The sequence below is a fragment of the Vreelandella sp. 162(4c) genome (genome assembly GCF_058152265.1).
On the sequence record NZ_CM176981.1, the window covers coordinates 1,530,949 to 1,545,512 of the forward strand.

The window sequence follows — 14,564 nt, forward strand, 5'->3', positions numbered from 1 at the left end:
GTCTCAGGCCTCCCGTGCGGCGAGCTGTATGGCGCTGATAACCCGCACATAGGTTCCGCAGCGGCAGATATTACCGTCCATATGTTCAATGATCTGCTCACGCGTGGGATTGGGGTTGCTCTCAAGAAGTGCCGCTGCTTGCATGAGCTGTCCGGACTGGCAATAGCCGCATTGCGGCACCTGTTCGTCGATCCAGGCCTTTTGAAGCGGATGGCTCGCATCTGGCGACAGCCCCTCAATCGTTGTTACTTCACGGCCAGCCACGTCCTCGAGCCAAGTCACGCAGGAGCGCGTCGGCGCGCCATCGATATGAACCGTACAGGCTCCGCACTGCGCGATGCCGCAGCCGAACTTGGTGCCAGTGAGCTGCAGATGCTCCCGGATCACCCATAGAAGCGGCGTGTCTTGCGCGGCGTCGACATCCACCACACGCCCATTGATTGTAAACGCTGTCATGACGGCTTCTCCTGGGAGGGTTACTGATTTTCGAGATAGTCGATGATCGCCGCACGCTGAGTGTCGTCGGGGACGGTGACGGTCATCCGAGTGCCTGGAACCACCTCATGCGGCGCTGCAAGAAACGTGTCGAGCGAGCGATTGTCCCAGACGATGCCTGAATCACGCATAGCATCCGAATAGCGGGCCCCTTCGATGCTGCCGGCAGCGCGGCCGATAACACCCGCGAGATGCGGGCCAATTCCGTTCTGGCCAATCTGAAGGCTGTGACAGGAACCACATCGTTGTTGAAAGAGCCTCTCGCTGCCAGTTTCCTGCGCCTTTACAGCAGTCGCCAGGGCAAAAAAAACCGCTAATATGCCCGTGGCGAACAGCAGCAAAGCGGCAAAATGAGGGGATTCGTTGGTAGTCTTCATGCCGTTATATCCATATCAGGGCTGCAGTGAGAGGAGGTTGCTTCGTGCGCCTCTAAAAGATAGGCCGTCGGAGAAGTACTATCTATGCTCATAAATCCGTTTTATCTTTGCGATCGTCCAGGATACTTGATGGAATCACTGCCAGACGTGCTGGTATTGTTCAGGCGAGCAGCTATGTATCCTCCGTTTTTGGCACGGACGTCGACGGGTCAATCCAATTTTCCTGTCAGCAAAACCGAATAAAATGACACGCGGCAATATCAGCATGACCTGACCCAAGCACTGGTAGCTAATGCGTGGAAGTGACCCGACGGAAACGGTAGACCGTCGCCGGGGGAAGATTGGCTAACGTGCGGCCTAGCAGTTCCGCTTTAATCCCAAGATGATGCTGGAACCGCTGTGAAACGGGGCAGCGAGCACCATAAGTGAACTGATAGAGCACACCCTCTGGCCTCATTTTACGAAACGCCCCCGACAGAACCGCGATCACTTTACGCGGTGACATAGAAAGTAAAGGAAGACCACTAATAACCGCACCAGCCGGTCTCCCTTCGAAAAGGTCGACCATACGAAGGCGAGTGGCGTCCATCCTCAATATCTGGGCCTGCGGATAATGGATACTGAGTGCCGCCGCAAATTCAGGCATCGACTCAATCAGCGTCAGATCCTCTTGCTTAACACCACGCGCAATCAGAGCTCGGGTAAACACCCCGGTTCCAGGCCCAAGTTCTATTACGGGCCCCGTTTCGCGCGAAATTTCTGAGGTGATAAGGCCAGCTAGCGCACTTCCAGAGGGTAAAACGGAAGCGACAAGTAGAGGATTCCTGGCCCATGCCAGGAAAAAACTTAATGACGCATTCGTCGTCGTGCACTGCTTCATAACCGATGCTCCTGAACGCGAGTTATAGATGGAAGAAAGTCGGTTGCATGCGCGCATTCGGTGCTTCTTATTACATTCCGCCGACTTGATACCCGTCGCATAAGCCAAAACAGGGCAATTTCTAAACACAACAGAAAACCGAGCGCTACCAGGGTTAGAACCGTTGTATTTTCAGCAGCTGACCAATGGGAAGCGAAGTAACCGATGCTAATAAATAGGCCGTTCCAAATCACGACTCCAGCAGCCGAGGCCAACAGGAAACTCCCTGAGTGACAGCGTAGAAGAGCCGCAAAGGCAGGAGCGAATAGCCTGACGGTAGGCACGAGCTGGAGCGCAAAGGCCAGTACGGTCTGGTGTCGCCAGAAAGATGCAACCCATTGTGTGATGCGATCGGCAGACATCCCGAAGAGTCGCCCTAATTTGTTGAGAAGCCGCCTAGAGCGGAGCTCGCTAAGCCCTCTAAAAATGTAAAAGCAGAGGGTCGCCCCTAAGGTATTGCCTGTAACGGTCACCAGGAAAGCAATTGACAGCGACCAAGTTCCTTCCGCTGCTGCAATCCCAACAGCAAGTAGCAATCCATAAGAAGGTATTACCGGAACGAAACGCTCCACAAAAGTGATAGCGAAAAGTGCGATCAAACCATAGGCACTGAGCCATGCGGTAACAGTACTAACTGGATCGAAGTTCATAGGTTGTACTCTCCTGTCACAAGCTACTGTGAGCCCTCTCTTCACACCGCAGAGGTAGGTAGAACGGTTCGCGTGCGGCGTTCAGCTATGGTTTCAGTAGTGGTCAGTGGCAGTGAGCGTATCCGTCGGCCCGTGGCGGCTTGAATGGCATTGGCGATGGCCCCTGCGATGGGCACGATGCCGGGCTCACCCGCCCCGCCAGGCGGCAGGCCGCTGTCGACGATCGTGACTTCAATCTCGGGTGCGTTCGCTAGGCGCAGCATCGGGAAATCGTGGAAATTCGATTCCACGACCGCGCCACTTTCCAGCGTAATGCTACTCATCAGCGCGGCTGTCACGCCAAAGGCGATTCCACCCTCCATCTGAGCGATCACAGCATCAGGATTGATCACCATTCCTACATCGATAGCGCAGAAAACGCGATCCACGGTGACAACACCATCTTCCCCAACAGTGACTTCAGCAACCTGGGCGACCACGCTGCGATAGCACTCTTCGATGGCGATGCCGCGGCCACGGCCGGGGGCCATGGCTGAACCCCATCCAGCCATCTCCGCCACCCGATTGAGCACGGTCAAATGTCGCGGACTGTTTCGAAGCAAGGCACGGCGGTAGTCCAATGGGTCTCTCCCCGCCGCCAGTGCGCATTCGTCGATGAAGCTCTCGGTGAAGAAGGTATTGAAAGAAAAGCCGTTCGAGCGCCAGAGCCCGATCGGCACGTGGCTGGCCACATGCTGGCTGCGAATGCGTCGGTTGGGAATGGCATAGTGCAGCTTGTCCACCCCTTCGACGGTCAGACGATCGCCGTTGGGTCCGGGGTTGAACGGCAAGTTGCGGCCAGCGACAGATTCAATGACCGATTGAGCCGCAACCAGTGCGTCATAAGCGCTGGGCAGACCGTCGGGCCCTAGGACAGCACGCAGGCGTGCGGCAGCATGGCTGCGGTAGAGGCCGCGGCCGACGTCCTCCTCACGCGACCAAATCAGCTTGACCGGCCGGCCTCGGTGCCGAGTGGCCAGGAAGGCTGCCTGGGCCGCAACGTCTAGATCACCGCGTCGACCAAAAGCACCACCATTCATGGTGATGTTGCATGTGATTGAGGTGGGCTCTACGCTTCCCCATTCCGTTCCTCGCTGCACACCGGTACGCACCCCCAGGGGAGACTGGGAAGGAACCCAGGCCTCGGCCGTCCCATCTTCACGTACGATCACGGTCGCATTCATCGGCTCCATGCAGGCATGCGTCAGAAAGGGAACCTCATAGGTTTTCTCGATTACAGACATGGAGCTGTTAGCTATGCTGGCCTCCACATCACCGTCATTGATATTTTCGTACGGCGCATCGCTGCCAAGCGCAGCTTGCAGCCTTACGGACATCTCGGCGCTGTTAATGCCATCCCCGTCGGTTTGCGCCCACTCAATATCGAGACGCTGGGCTGCCTGTTCAGCACGCCACCAGGATTCAGCCACGACGGCCACCTGACGCCCATCAATGATCGCGACATCTCTAACGCCGGCAACGGTACGCACCTCAGCCTCGTTCACGACCCGAGCCACCTGCGCTCCAAAAACCGGCGCATGGCGGATAGAGGCATACAGCAGGCCAGGCTGAACCACATCCATTCCAAAGACCGGCTCCCCTCGGATCTTGGCGGGAAGATCCACACGGGGCTGCGACCGGCCAATCAGCCGCCAATCAGATGCCGGTTTCAGCGGGGGATCATTGGGCGGCGGCAAAACAGATGCCTCTCGAGCCAGCTCGCCATAGGACAAACTTTGGCCCGAGGCCTCGTGCCGAACAAAACCATCGGCGGTTGTCAGCTGATTTACCGGGACGCCAAGACGCGCGGCACCGGCGGCAAGCAGCATCTGTCGGGCAGCGGCACCTGCCACACGCATCGGATACCACAGTGCCATCGTTGATGCCGAGGCGCCGGTCGCGATAAAGCCAAGAAGCCCGAGCACCCGCCGTCCGACCCAGACCACAGGCCCGCTGGCTTCCTCGGGACGCTGTTGCAAGACGTTGAACCAGCTAGCATAGGCAGGCAGAGGTTCGACCGGAAACTCAACGCTGATACGGTCATCGAAGGGAATATCAAGTTCCTCGGCCACCACCATGGCGAGACCGGTATGGATGCCCTGCCCCATCTCGGTACGTGGTACGTTAACCACTACGCGGCCATCTTCATGGATAGTAAGGAACGCATTGAGCACAGCACGATCACCATCGACATATCCATCGAGGCCATCCACATCGACCGACGCTAGGTATCCGACGCCACCTACAGCGGCAACAAGGGCGGTGCCACCAAGGGCCGCACCGGTGAGCAGAAAGGCACGTCGGGAAAGTAAAAGAGGCATGACTGTCTCCTCAGCGCTCGGCTAGCATGGCGGCGGCACGATGAATGGCACGGCGAATACGCGGATAAGTGCCGCAGCGACAAATATTGGTGATCGTTTCATCAATGTCGGTATCTGTTGGTCGCGGCGTCGATTCCAGCAGCGCTGTGACAGCAATAATGAAACCTGGTTGACAATAACCACATTGCGGCACCTGCTCATCCAGCCAGGCTTGCTGAATGATCGATAAACGACCTTCCGCATCCGCAAGACCCTCGACAGTGACTACCGATGCGCCTGCCACAGAGCCAACCGGCGTTATACAGGAAAAGCTCGACACTCCATCAATGAGGACACGGCAAGCCCCGCATTGAGCAATACCGCATCCGTATTTCGGTCCGAGCACTTCCAGATCCTCACGAAGTACCCAAAGAAGGGGCTTGCTGGAATCTGTCTCGACGCTTACCGACGCTCCATTAACCACAAACTCAACCATGCTCTTTCTCCTCGGTTTTACCCGTTTTGCATAGGTAATCGGCTGATAGACCTTAAATCGCCTACCCCCTTGTGGGCACTTACATGAAGTTCATGCTGGCTATGAGTAGCTCGTCGCTAGTCCAGTGGCTGTCGTGGCTGTCACCTTGTGCAGAATCATGCGACATCGGTTCTGGAGCCCTCGCCAAGATCGACTGCCAAGTGATTTGCCATTCCGCAAGCGCTTCACCGTCGCCCTCAAAGACTAAGTCGAAGAAAGCTAAGGCCAAATCGGCGGTGGCGACTTTAACTTTGGCGTTGAGCGCACGACCGCCGGTAAGGGTGCGATCAGTGAATATGCTGTGGGAACCGCCCCGAAAAACGGCCAGAAACTTGTTCGGGCTGGTGATCGCATCGAAGATATCGATCCGATCCTCTATGCCCGAGTGATAGCCTGGGATCTGGATCACATCATCGGTCGCAGTGACGTGAATGGTAGGGATCGACACATTGTTAAGCACCGTTGCCACGTCGGACTCCCCATAGAACGGCGGAGCGGAGATCAAGACTGCCGCGGAAAAGCGTGAATCCAAGTAGTCAATCGTTTGGCCTTCTCTCACAACTTGCGCGCCAATCGTGAGTAGTGTGGTATTCGCGCCGTATGAGTGGCCTGCAATAACGAGGCGCTGACGGTTAACTGCAACACCGCGGCTGCCCATTTCATCCGAGAGCATTTGGTCAAGCGCAAAGCGTACATCGGCGGCACGTTCGATGGCCTCCGTTTCCCGCGCTGCAGCCTGCAGGCGATCGACCATCCGAAATGGATTGCCTCGCCACAATTCCTCATCACTGCCTACGTGCTGTACATGTAGGCTGGCAACGCCCTGGGCCGACCAGTGTTTTCCGAGATAGCTGTAACCTTCCCGCGAACCACCGATGCCGTGTGAAAACACGACCAACGGCACCGACATTTCAGGCGTAGCCGCCGTAGGCCAGTACAGTCGTGCGGGTACCGGGCGCGAACGATCTTGATCCACCCAGTCGAAATCAGTCACTGAATAGGTGGGCTCTGACTCTATTAACTGCGCGCTCACCGCCGAGTACGGTACGGCCAACCCCGCTAATAAAAGCATGGCGCTCACTTTTCGCCGCCACATGTTTACCTGTTTTTTTACAATCACTGTAGAGATCGGTGTGCCGCTGAACTCAGCGGATCGATCTGGAGCTATTGGTCGATGTATTGGGATATCGTTCATAAGTTGTCTGGTTCCGCACTACGCTACTTTGATAGAAGGCTGTAGTAGTAGATTTGAGAGAGATACGAAAAAAGGCGGCAGACTAAAGACTCGCTAGCGGCCAGCGAATCAATGGAGGCTTATATTTCGTTTATCAGCGACGCTAGAATTCTGAATTTCCTCAAGGGAAAACAGTGCTCCCGTCAATCGTTCCGACTCCTCCCATAACCTGATTGCAACTTCTAGATCCAGTGCTTGTGGAGGAAGTTTGGCCGCGGAAGGATAGCCTCGGGTTTCACCAAACCTATCGGGTCCGTAATAGGCACCACCTTGCGCCTGCGGTGACGTAGCGGCGAAAAGTGTTGGCAACGCCCCCTGCGCTGCTGGCTGAAACAGGAACCAAAGGTAACGACGGATGATCCCCACGACACTTTGTGCTCCAGCGCCATTGGGCAACAAGTCGGTGCGTGAAACGCCTGGATGCGCCGCAATACTCTGGATGCCCCATCCTGCGACATCGCTGCGACGTTGCAATTCGAGAGAAAACATCAAGCAGGCCAGTTTTGACTGGCCATAGGCAACCATTGGTTTATAGCTGCGCCCGGACTGCAAATCGTCGAAGTCGATCGCACCGCTACGAGCGGCAACGCTTGATAGAGTGACGATACGCGGATGATTACCATTACACAGAAGCGGCAATAGCTGGGCCGTCAAAGCAAAGTGGCCAAGATAGTTCGTACCAAACTGTAGTTCGAAATGATCGGCCGTCATTTTCCGATCTGGGGGCGCCATAACCCCTGCGTTGTTGATAAGGAGATCGATGCTGTCAAATGAGGAGTGCAGATGCTTACCAAATGCTGCAATTGAATCGAGATTAGCGAGATCTAGTTCCTCAAACCACACATTCGCGTTAACAACATCATGGCGAATCCGATCAATGGCCGCCGCCCCTTTTGATGGGTTTCGGCCTGCAAGGATGACGCTCGCGCCAGCGCGAGCCAGCGCCAATGCGGTTTCTAGTCCAAGCCCACCTGTGCCAGTGACGACCGCGGTACGGCCACATTGAGAGGGGATGTCGGAATCTGTCCAGTTGGTCATGGGGCGTACCTCGCGTTAAGAAGAAAGATCAGTTGAGTGAATAAATCAGCTCATAGGCATTTCCGTATGCAGCAGTATTTACTGGCGAGATTAATTTGCGTTTAAGACGCTCGGCACGAAGGTTGTGTTCGAGCCTGGGCTTCCAGAAGCGTCAGATATGACGGACTAGGACTTAAATGTTTCGAATAGAACAGAGTGAGACGTTCAATGGCTTGATTGACGTAATCGGGCTTGTGGTACAAGTCGTAGTGGCTGGCCCCTTCTACAACGAAGAAGTCTTTCTCAGCGGCAGGTGAACTATTGAACAGCGCTTTACCATTTTTGTATTGACCAGTGTTACCGCGGCGCCCCCCAACGATCACTTGAAGAGGCTGCGTCAGCAGTTCAGGTACCAAGTTAAAGGCATCAAAGCCGAGCAGGTGGATATAGCTGGTGAAGAGCAAGCGATTACTAGAGTTGGGGTGGCGATAGCGCGACTCCCGATAGAACGTGACAGCTTCTAGTACTTCCGGATCCGTGATGCCAACGGCTTCTGCTACTTTTATGCTGTCAGGAATCCAAGGATCAAACCTCGGTTCGGCTCCGCGTGCTTCGTCTGTACGCTGCCTGCCTATTTCTTCCAGCATTTTGAGGAGGTCTTCCCTTGTCTGCATCTCACGGAATGCTCGACCTATATCATTAGCCACGACCGTTCCAATGGCGTTGAAGCGCCGGTCGGTAAGCGCCGCTTTGACCGCGTATCCACCACCGGCGCAAATTCCCAGCAGCCCAACACGTAACTCGTCTATGAAAGGCAGTGTCATCAGATAATCAACGGCGCAACGGATGTCCTCGACCCGAACGGATGGGTCTTCGAGATTTCGCGGCACCCCGCCACTTTCTCCCTGATATGACGGATCGAAAGTAAGGGTCACGAATCCTTGCTCCGCCATCTTCATTGCGTAAATCGCGCCGACCTGCTCCTTTACACTACTACCTGGCGTGGCTAGAACGAGTGCAGCATAGGTTTTGGTTTCGTCGAATCCGTTAGGAAAATGGATAATTCCGGCCAGTTCGATGGCTCTGTTTCTAAAAAAAATGCGTTTCATACTGACTCTCCTGCTTATATTGGCTGAGGCCGCCGTATGCACTGGGATACTGCATACGGCGACAGGGAAGCCTTTACTGGTAATCAATAAATTCGACCCAGCCATGTCGCTTGCTTCAAAAGGTCACCGCTAAACCATGGTTAACAAGCTGGATGAACGGCAGATCAGCTTAGTCAGGATTGGTTAAGGGGCACTTGATGGATAATGTGTGCCGGCGATCTCTTCGGTGACCGCCCACAGGCGAGCAGCGATCGCAATATCATTGGCCACAGAGGGGACGGTCGCCAGGCCAAGCGGGCCACTAACCTCCCGTTCTCCAGTCGGCCCGTAGTAGGCGCCACCTTGTGCGTCAGGCGCAGTGGCAGCATATAGCGTCGGCATTGCACCTTGGGCTGCCGTCTGGAGGTGTTCGCGGTTGGCAGACCACTGGCGCCCCTGCTCACTATCCAATCCGGGGCCGCGAGCAACCAGTTCGGTTACCGCAACACCGGGGTGGGCGGCCATGCTCTGGATGCCCCAGCCTGCCGCAGCGCTGCGCCGCTGCAGTTCGAATGCAAACATCAGGCCCGCCAGTTTGGACTGCGCATAGGCCGTCATTGGTTCGTAGGCCTGAGCGGAATGAAGATCGTCAAAATTGATGCTGCCGCGGAGGGCAGCGATACTCGACAGCGTAATGACGCGAGGCACATCACTGTTGCGTAACAGCGGTAATAGCTCTGCAGTCAGGACGAAGTGCCCGACATAGTTGATGGCGAATTGCATCTCAAAGCCCTCTGCGGACGTACTGCGCTCTGGAGGCGCCATGATGGCGGCGTTGTTGATCAGACCATCCAATCGAGGGAGTGAAGTGTTGAGGCGTTGGCCCAGGGCACGAACCGAGGACAGATCGGCTAAGTCAAAGGGTTCAAAGGTCACCTGAGCATCAGGCACCTCCTGCTTGATCTGATCAATCGCCTCCTGTCCCCGCTCGGGATTGCGCGCAGCGATCACCACCTGGGCCCCCGCAGTTGCAAGGGCTTTTGCGTCTTCATACCCCATGCCGCTGGTTCCGCCAGTGACCAGAAAAATGCGTCCTTCCTGGGAGGGCATATCGGCCAGACTCCAATCCGGTTTGGGTGGGTTCTGCGCCAGCGTGGCACCCGCAAAAAATAGACACATCAACAGCACACCAAGGGCGGCGACACGGATTCGTAATACGTTAAACATTTTTCTTTCCTCATTTTTGGTTTGCTATATATCGATAGATCAGAAACGCCTGCTCAACCCCAGAACGAGGCGTCCTACGCCATTTTGATCAGGCTCCAGCAGCGGGCTGTCTCTAAGTTCGCTCGGCAGGAACTGGTACTCGACCGACCCGAGGAGTTGCCACTGCGATGATCCAACGGAATGCGCCATCGTCAGGCCAATACGCGGAACAACAGCAGAACCCGGCAAGTACTCTGCGACCCCGCGCGCCACTTCTTCATCCAGTACCCCGAAGTAGTAGCCCGCGAAATCGGAGGACATCCAGCTTGCCCCCGCATTGGCTGTGAGCGCAGCTCGGCCGAATTGCCACGTATTGCGATAGTCGAGCGAGATTTCATAGCCTTCACTGGCATCTGAAACGTCGTGAACAGCCTCAAGCGATACCGCACCCCACGACGAGCCCAAGGTCGTGCGAAAACCGGCATCTATGCCGTCATCGCGATCACTCAAGAGGTCAGGATCCACGCCATTGACCAGAAGCTCCGAACGTCCCAGATCGTCGATATCGAACCCATAAAGCCGCGCAGCTAGAATCGCATCGAACGTTAATTGACGAGACTGGTATAAATGCACACCGCCGGAGGTACCCCGGAGGAACATGCGCTCTCCCTCGTAGCTGATCAGCGGCAATGGTCGGACACGTAATCCTTCGCCTGCATAAGGGCTGTCGATAGCTGCAGCACCGACGCCGACGGACCACCTGACGGAGGGTGCCGAGACCTCCTGACCGAACGCGGCGATAGGAAGTACGCTAGAAGCGAGTTGCAATAGTATTCGAGCTAACATATTCATTCTGTGACCCTCATAGCCACGGTTTTATTGGAGTTTGGGCGACACCTCATCGCATCTATTGCACTGAAGAGCTCACGCTCTTTTCTACCAGTTGTTTAAGGCCACCGAATTCGTCTTTAGGCCCGGTGAGTGCTACTTGACCGGCCTGTGCGCGGCCCAACCAGAGACCCAACACGGCCCAAACCAACGCCAAAGGAACAACCACACTGACCAGCCCACCTATAGCCAGCCCTAATCGCCCAAGCGCGCCCTCAGTTTGGGCACCGACAACATCGCCAGCACGGTAGATGAAGGTATCTACGAAGGCCTTGGCCTTGTACTTGTCCTCACGGCCGACCACGGTAAATAACGCCTCCCGTGCTGGACGGGTGACGCCGCGTTGAAGCGCACGAGTAGTGGCCTCTAACAGGATTAACATCACGAACGACCCGTATATCGCCAATCCGATGAAGCCAAGCGCGGTTGCTATCGGTAGGATCGCTAGCGCCACGCCCAAGCCGTAACGCTGGATAATCTTACCGGTCAGAGTAAGCTGTAGAACCAGCACCGCTACCTGCGTCCACATGTCGATCTGGCCTAGTATTTCCGCGCGCGCGTCCATGTTGTCTGATACCGCTGCGACCATCTGTAGGCGGGTGAAGTAGATGAATGTTGCGAGCACAGTCATTAGCAGGATGTACCCGGCAATACCGGTCAGATAGCGTGATCGGAAAACGGCACGTAGACCTGCCCAGGCGCCACCACCGATACGTTCGTATTCGCTCGCGAATCCGGCTACGGCAGAAGTCTCCATGGAGCTGGCCTGATCCGGCACCACGCGCACCAGCAGCCAAGCCAAAGAGAGAGCTAGCAGCAAGAAACCACCGGCGACAAGCAGCAGGCTGGGCGTACCCAATGGCAGGGCCAGTTGCGACGTAAGCCACGGGCCAAAAATCGCGCCGAGGGTGCCACCGACCGAGATAAGGGCGAAGAAACGTTTGCCCTGCTCACTGGTGAACCGGTCAGCCAGCAACGCCCAGAACACCATCGTGACGAACAGGTTGAACACACTGAACCAAACAAAAAATACCTGTCCACTGCGCTGACCCACGGCGGCGGGCGCGAACACCAGCAATGCCCAAAAGGCCACCAAACTCAGCACGAAGAATGTGTAGGTCGCCCCGATGAACTGTAGTCGCTTCAAGCGACTGACCAGCCAGCCGAACAGTGGATTCACTGCCAGCGTCACCAATGCGGTACCGATAAACAGCCAACGGACACTCTCGATACCGCGTTCCATACCTAGCGCATCACGAACAGGGCGCAACAGCATCAATGCGGTCAATATACAAAAGAAGAACAGTGCTGCAATTAGCACAGGCCCAACCTCCTCAAGGCGGAGATTGAAGAGGGTTTTCAATAGACGTGGACGTTGTGCCACCGAAGTCTTGGTTCTGCTCATTGGATAGCGTCCTGGGTTGAAGCACACCACAAAGGCGTCTTTAATACTCAGTCGAAGCGGCTGATGTCGCAGTATTTACCGGTGAGATTAATTTGCGTTTAAGACGATTAGGGCAAAGTTGTTGCCGCTGTAAGCGACCGTATCCAGCGATCGCCAGCCACCTAACAGCCTTTAAGCACAGGCCTTAATCCGTTATTAATGTCGATGTAGGAATATCGCTGCTCTCCCCTTATTACTCGAGCTGCCCGCTATGGATGCGATCCTCCTTGTTGAAGACGACCACATGCTGGGTCGTGCGCTGTCATCCGCCCTTGGCCAGGAAGGCTGGCGCGTTGTGCATTGCAAAGACGTTGCATCCGCGCGTACAGCGCTGGTCGACCACGCATTCGTCGCGGTTCTACTTGATCTCGGGCTGCCGGGCGGCTCTGGATTGGAGGTGCTGTCCTCGATGCGCAGTCGCTACGACCCGACGCCGGTGCTGATCATTACCGCACGCGATCAGTTGAGCGACCGCGTCCGCGGGCTTGACGTTGGTGCTGACGACTACATCGTCAAGCCGTTTCAGCGCGACGAAATGCTGGCGCGGCTTCGTGCGGTATTGCGCCGCAGCCGTGGCGCAGTCACCCCCGTGTTGCGGTGGCGTGATGTCGAGATCGATCCCGCTGCGCGGGTTGTGACCCGTGAAGGTCAGCGTATTAGCCTTAGTGCGCACGAGTTCCGTCTACTGCTGGCACTGTTCGAGTCGCGTGGTCGTGTTCTCAGCCGTGATCAATTGCAAGATCGGCTCTACGGCGACGATACGGAGATCGGCAGCAACACCGTTGCGGTCTTCGTGCACCAACTGCGCCGCAAGCTCGGCGATGGCGTAGTGGTAACGGAGCTTGGATTCGGCTATCGCCTCGGGGATGAGCACTAATGCGCGCGCTACGCACGCGGTTGCTGGTTGCGCTGGCCACAGTGCTGCTCTCTACTTGGGCTATCGGGTTCGCCATTCAGTACGTAAACGTACTGGAGCGCCAGGGTGGCGAGATAGATGGCATGCTGCGCAATATTGCCGAGCAGATACTGCAGTCGTTGCCTGCGGACATCGCCACCGCAGGCCAACAGCAGCAATTTCTGCTCAGCGGCGAGACGGTGCCCGCGGAAGGCAAGTTCGGAGCGCTAGGCTTCCAAGCCTGGGAGCATGGCACTGGGCGACGATTGATGTCTTCGCGTCCGGCACCCGCGCACCCGATGGCGCCGGACTTTGTTGATGGCTTTGCCGATGCAACCGTTGCTGGAGTGCCCTGGCGCGTATTCGCAGTCAGCGACGCTGACCAACGGGTGCAGGTGCAGGTCGGCGTGCCGACATCGGCCATCCGGGCGGAATTGATGCGTTGGCTCGGCCCGACCCTACTCACAGCACTGTTGCTCCTGTTCGGTATCGGTGTCGCGATATGGTTGGTGATCCACTGGTCGCTGAGACCAGTGCTGCGCGTCAGCGAGTCGCTCGCTACGCGTGCCCCTCTCGATCTGGCACCGTTGCCCGAACATGGATTACCAAACGAATTCACGCCGCTGGTGCGTTCGTTCAACCAGTTGATGGCGCGATTGGCGCAGGCGCTTCAGCATGAACGCGAGTTCATCGGTGAGGCCGCCCATGAGCTACGCACGCCGTTGGCAGCGCTGCTGACCCAGGCGCAGGTGCTACAGCACGCCAGCGACCAAGAAGAAGCGGGCGAAGCGCTTGAGCATCTCATCGCTGGTATAGAACGCACCTCGCGACTGGCGCAACAACTGCTTGATACCGCGCGGGTGGAATCCGGCGGTTCCGCCGCGCGCGCGCAAGATGTGGATCTGGCAATGATTGCGGGGATGGTGGCCGACGAGTTCGAGTTGGTTGCGTTACGCAGTGACCAATCAATCGAAGTCGAAGGAGGTCACGCGCCGGTACATGGCGACATTGATGACCTCGGCATACTGGTTCGCAACCTGCTCGACAATGCCTTACGTCATGGAGGCCCGGGCGCGCGTGTACGGCTGGAAACTTGGGTCGAAGATGAAGGACATGCTCGAATGGCGACCCTAAGCGTTGCTGATAATGGCCCTGGCATTACCGATGGCGATTACGAGCGCGTATTCGAGCGATTCTACCGCGCCGAGAACGGTCATCGTACTCAGGGCATTGGCATGGGCCTTTCGTTAGTCGAACGCGTGGTCGCTTCGCATGGCGGACAGTTAAGATGTGGCGTCGGTCTTGAAGGTCGTGGATTTGGCATCACAATCCAATTACCGGCATCCAAAGGGCAGAGATAGTCCCACCTCTCACCTTAAAGCCTCTCAACTAGCTGACGATTGCGCTTTTAGGCCAGAATACGTAACCCCCTTGTGCAACATATCCGTTGTTGGAACACCAACGATGCGGCACTTGA

General features: G+C 56.4%; 14 protein-coding genes. 2 read left to right on the forward strand and 12 right to left on the reverse strand.

Annotation, left to right across the window (positions count from 1 at the left end; all coding sequences use genetic code 11):
- Positions 1-3: 3 nt before the first annotated feature.
- The 12 genes from AC4EYZ_RS06880 to AC4EYZ_RS06935 form a co-directional block, all read right to left on the reverse strand.
- A complete protein-coding gene (locus AC4EYZ_RS06880) occupies positions 4-456 on the reverse strand; it encodes a (2Fe-2S)-binding protein (protein WP_138799663.1) in 453 nt (150 codons plus the stop codon).
- Positions 457-476: 20 nt separating this feature from the next.
- The gene (locus tag AC4EYZ_RS06885) at positions 477-872 is read right to left on the reverse strand and encodes a c-type cytochrome (RefSeq protein WP_138799662.1); all 396 of its coding nucleotides are present in this window, start codon (positions 870-872) and stop codon (positions 477-479) included.
- A gap of 289 nt (positions 873-1,161) precedes the next feature.
- Positions 1,162-1,581: a class I SAM-dependent methyltransferase gene (locus tag AC4EYZ_RS06890; protein WP_414121280.1), complete on the reverse strand. Its 420-nt coding sequence runs from the start codon at positions 1,579-1,581 to the stop codon at positions 1,162-1,164.
- 167 nt (positions 1,582-1,748) lie between these two features.
- Positions 1,749-2,441, reverse strand: a complete 693-nt coding sequence (locus tag AC4EYZ_RS06895) for a DedA family protein (RefSeq protein ID WP_144810449.1) — start codon at positions 2,439-2,441, stop codon at positions 1,749-1,751.
- Positions 2,442-2,482: 41 nt separating this feature from the next.
- On the reverse strand, positions 2,483-4,801 hold the full coding sequence (locus AC4EYZ_RS06900) for a xanthine dehydrogenase family protein molybdopterin-binding subunit (protein WP_474191381.1): 2,319 nt from the start codon (positions 4,799-4,801) through the stop codon (positions 2,483-2,485).
- Positions 4,802-4,811: 10 nt separating this feature from the next.
- On the reverse strand, positions 4,812-5,276 hold the full coding sequence (locus AC4EYZ_RS06905; protein ID WP_474191380.1) for a (2Fe-2S)-binding protein: 465 nt from the start codon (positions 5,274-5,276) through the stop codon (positions 4,812-4,814).
- A gap of 79 nt (positions 5,277-5,355) precedes the next feature.
- A complete protein-coding gene (locus AC4EYZ_RS06910) occupies positions 5,356-6,387 on the reverse strand; it encodes an alpha/beta hydrolase family protein (RefSeq protein WP_212751653.1) in 1,032 nt (343 codons plus the stop codon).
- A gap of 231 nt (positions 6,388-6,618) precedes the next feature.
- Positions 6,619-7,587, reverse strand: a complete 969-nt coding sequence (locus AC4EYZ_RS06915; protein WP_138799656.1) for an SDR family oxidoreductase — start codon at positions 7,585-7,587, stop codon at positions 6,619-6,621.
- A 101-nt stretch (positions 7,588-7,688) separates the two neighbouring features.
- A complete protein-coding gene (locus AC4EYZ_RS06920) occupies positions 7,689-8,675 on the reverse strand; it encodes an alpha/beta hydrolase (protein ID WP_201304183.1) in 987 nt (328 codons plus the stop codon).
- Between the two features lie 183 nt (positions 8,676-8,858).
- Positions 8,859-9,881, reverse strand: coding sequence for an SDR family oxidoreductase (locus AC4EYZ_RS06925; RefSeq protein ID WP_490204191.1), 1,023 nt, complete (start codon positions 9,879-9,881; stop codon positions 8,859-8,861).
- A 39-nt stretch (positions 9,882-9,920) separates the two neighbouring features.
- A complete protein-coding gene (locus AC4EYZ_RS06930; RefSeq protein WP_022519847.1) occupies positions 9,921-10,712 on the reverse strand; it encodes a MipA/OmpV family protein in 792 nt (263 codons plus the stop codon).
- A gap of 55 nt (positions 10,713-10,767) precedes the next feature.
- Positions 10,768-12,153, reverse strand: a complete 1,386-nt coding sequence (locus AC4EYZ_RS06935; protein ID WP_138799653.1) for an NTP/NDP exchange transporter — start codon at positions 12,151-12,153, stop codon at positions 10,768-10,770.
- 250 nt (positions 12,154-12,403) lie between these two features.
- Here AC4EYZ_RS06935 and AC4EYZ_RS06940 point away from each other — a divergent pair, with 250 nt between their 5' ends.
- Entirely contained in the window at positions 12,404-13,069 is a 666-nt protein-coding gene (locus AC4EYZ_RS06940) for a response regulator transcription factor (protein ID WP_226249381.1), read from the forward strand.
- Entirely contained in the window at positions 13,069-14,448 is a 1,380-nt protein-coding gene (locus tag AC4EYZ_RS06945; protein WP_159176181.1) for a HAMP domain-containing sensor histidine kinase, read from the forward strand. The genes AC4EYZ_RS06940 and AC4EYZ_RS06945 overlap by 1 nt, the downstream gene beginning before the upstream one ends.
- The last annotated feature ends 116 nt before the right edge of the window (positions 14,449-14,564 follow it).

What these genes read in the sequence shown, in the direction of transcription:
- AC4EYZ_RS06925 (WP_490204191.1), bottom strand. Translation starts at nt 9,881, where the DNA reads ATGTTTAACGTATTACGAATCCGTGTCGCCGCCCTTGGTGTGCTGTTG.
- AC4EYZ_RS06900 (WP_474191381.1), bottom strand. Translation starts at nt 4,801, where the DNA reads ATGCCTCTTTTACTTTCCCGACGTGCCTTTCTGCTCACCGGTGCGGCC.
- AC4EYZ_RS06905 (WP_474191380.1), bottom strand. Translation starts at nt 5,276, where the DNA reads ATGGTTGAGTTTGTGGTTAATGGAGCGTCGGTAAGCGTCGAGACAGAT.
- AC4EYZ_RS06885 (WP_138799662.1), bottom strand. Translation starts at nt 872, where the DNA reads ATGAAGACTACCAACGAATCCCCTCATTTTGCCGCTTTGCTGCTGTTC.
- AC4EYZ_RS06895 (WP_144810449.1), bottom strand. Translation starts at nt 2,441, where the DNA reads ATGAACTTCGATCCAGTTAGTACTGTTACCGCATGGCTCAGTGCCTAT.
- AC4EYZ_RS06910 (WP_212751653.1), bottom strand. Translation starts at nt 6,387, where the DNA reads ATGCTTTTATTAGCGGGGTTGGCCGTACCGTACTCGGCGGTGAGCGCG.
- AC4EYZ_RS06945 (WP_159176181.1), top strand. Translation starts at nt 13,069, where the DNA reads ATGCGCGCGCTACGCACGCGGTTGCTGGTTGCGCTGGCCACAGTGCTG.
- AC4EYZ_RS06935 (WP_138799653.1), bottom strand. Translation starts at nt 12,153, where the DNA reads ATGAGCAGAACCAAGACTTCGGTGGCACAACGTCCACGTCTATTGAAA.
- AC4EYZ_RS06930 (WP_022519847.1), bottom strand. Translation starts at nt 10,712, where the DNA reads ATGAATATGTTAGCTCGAATACTATTGCAACTCGCTTCTAGCGTACTT.
- AC4EYZ_RS06940 (WP_226249381.1), top strand. Translation starts at nt 12,404, where the DNA reads ATGGATGCGATCCTCCTTGTTGAAGACGACCACATGCTGGGTCGTGCG.
- AC4EYZ_RS06920 (WP_201304183.1), bottom strand. Translation starts at nt 8,675, where the DNA reads ATGAAACGCATTTTTTTTAGAAACAGAGCCATCGAACTGGCCGGAATT.
- AC4EYZ_RS06880 (WP_138799663.1), bottom strand. Translation starts at nt 456, where the DNA reads ATGACAGCGTTTACAATCAATGGGCGTGTGGTGGATGTCGACGCCGCG.
- AC4EYZ_RS06915 (WP_138799656.1), bottom strand. Translation starts at nt 7,587, where the DNA reads ATGACCAACTGGACAGATTCCGACATCCCCTCTCAATGTGGCCGTACC.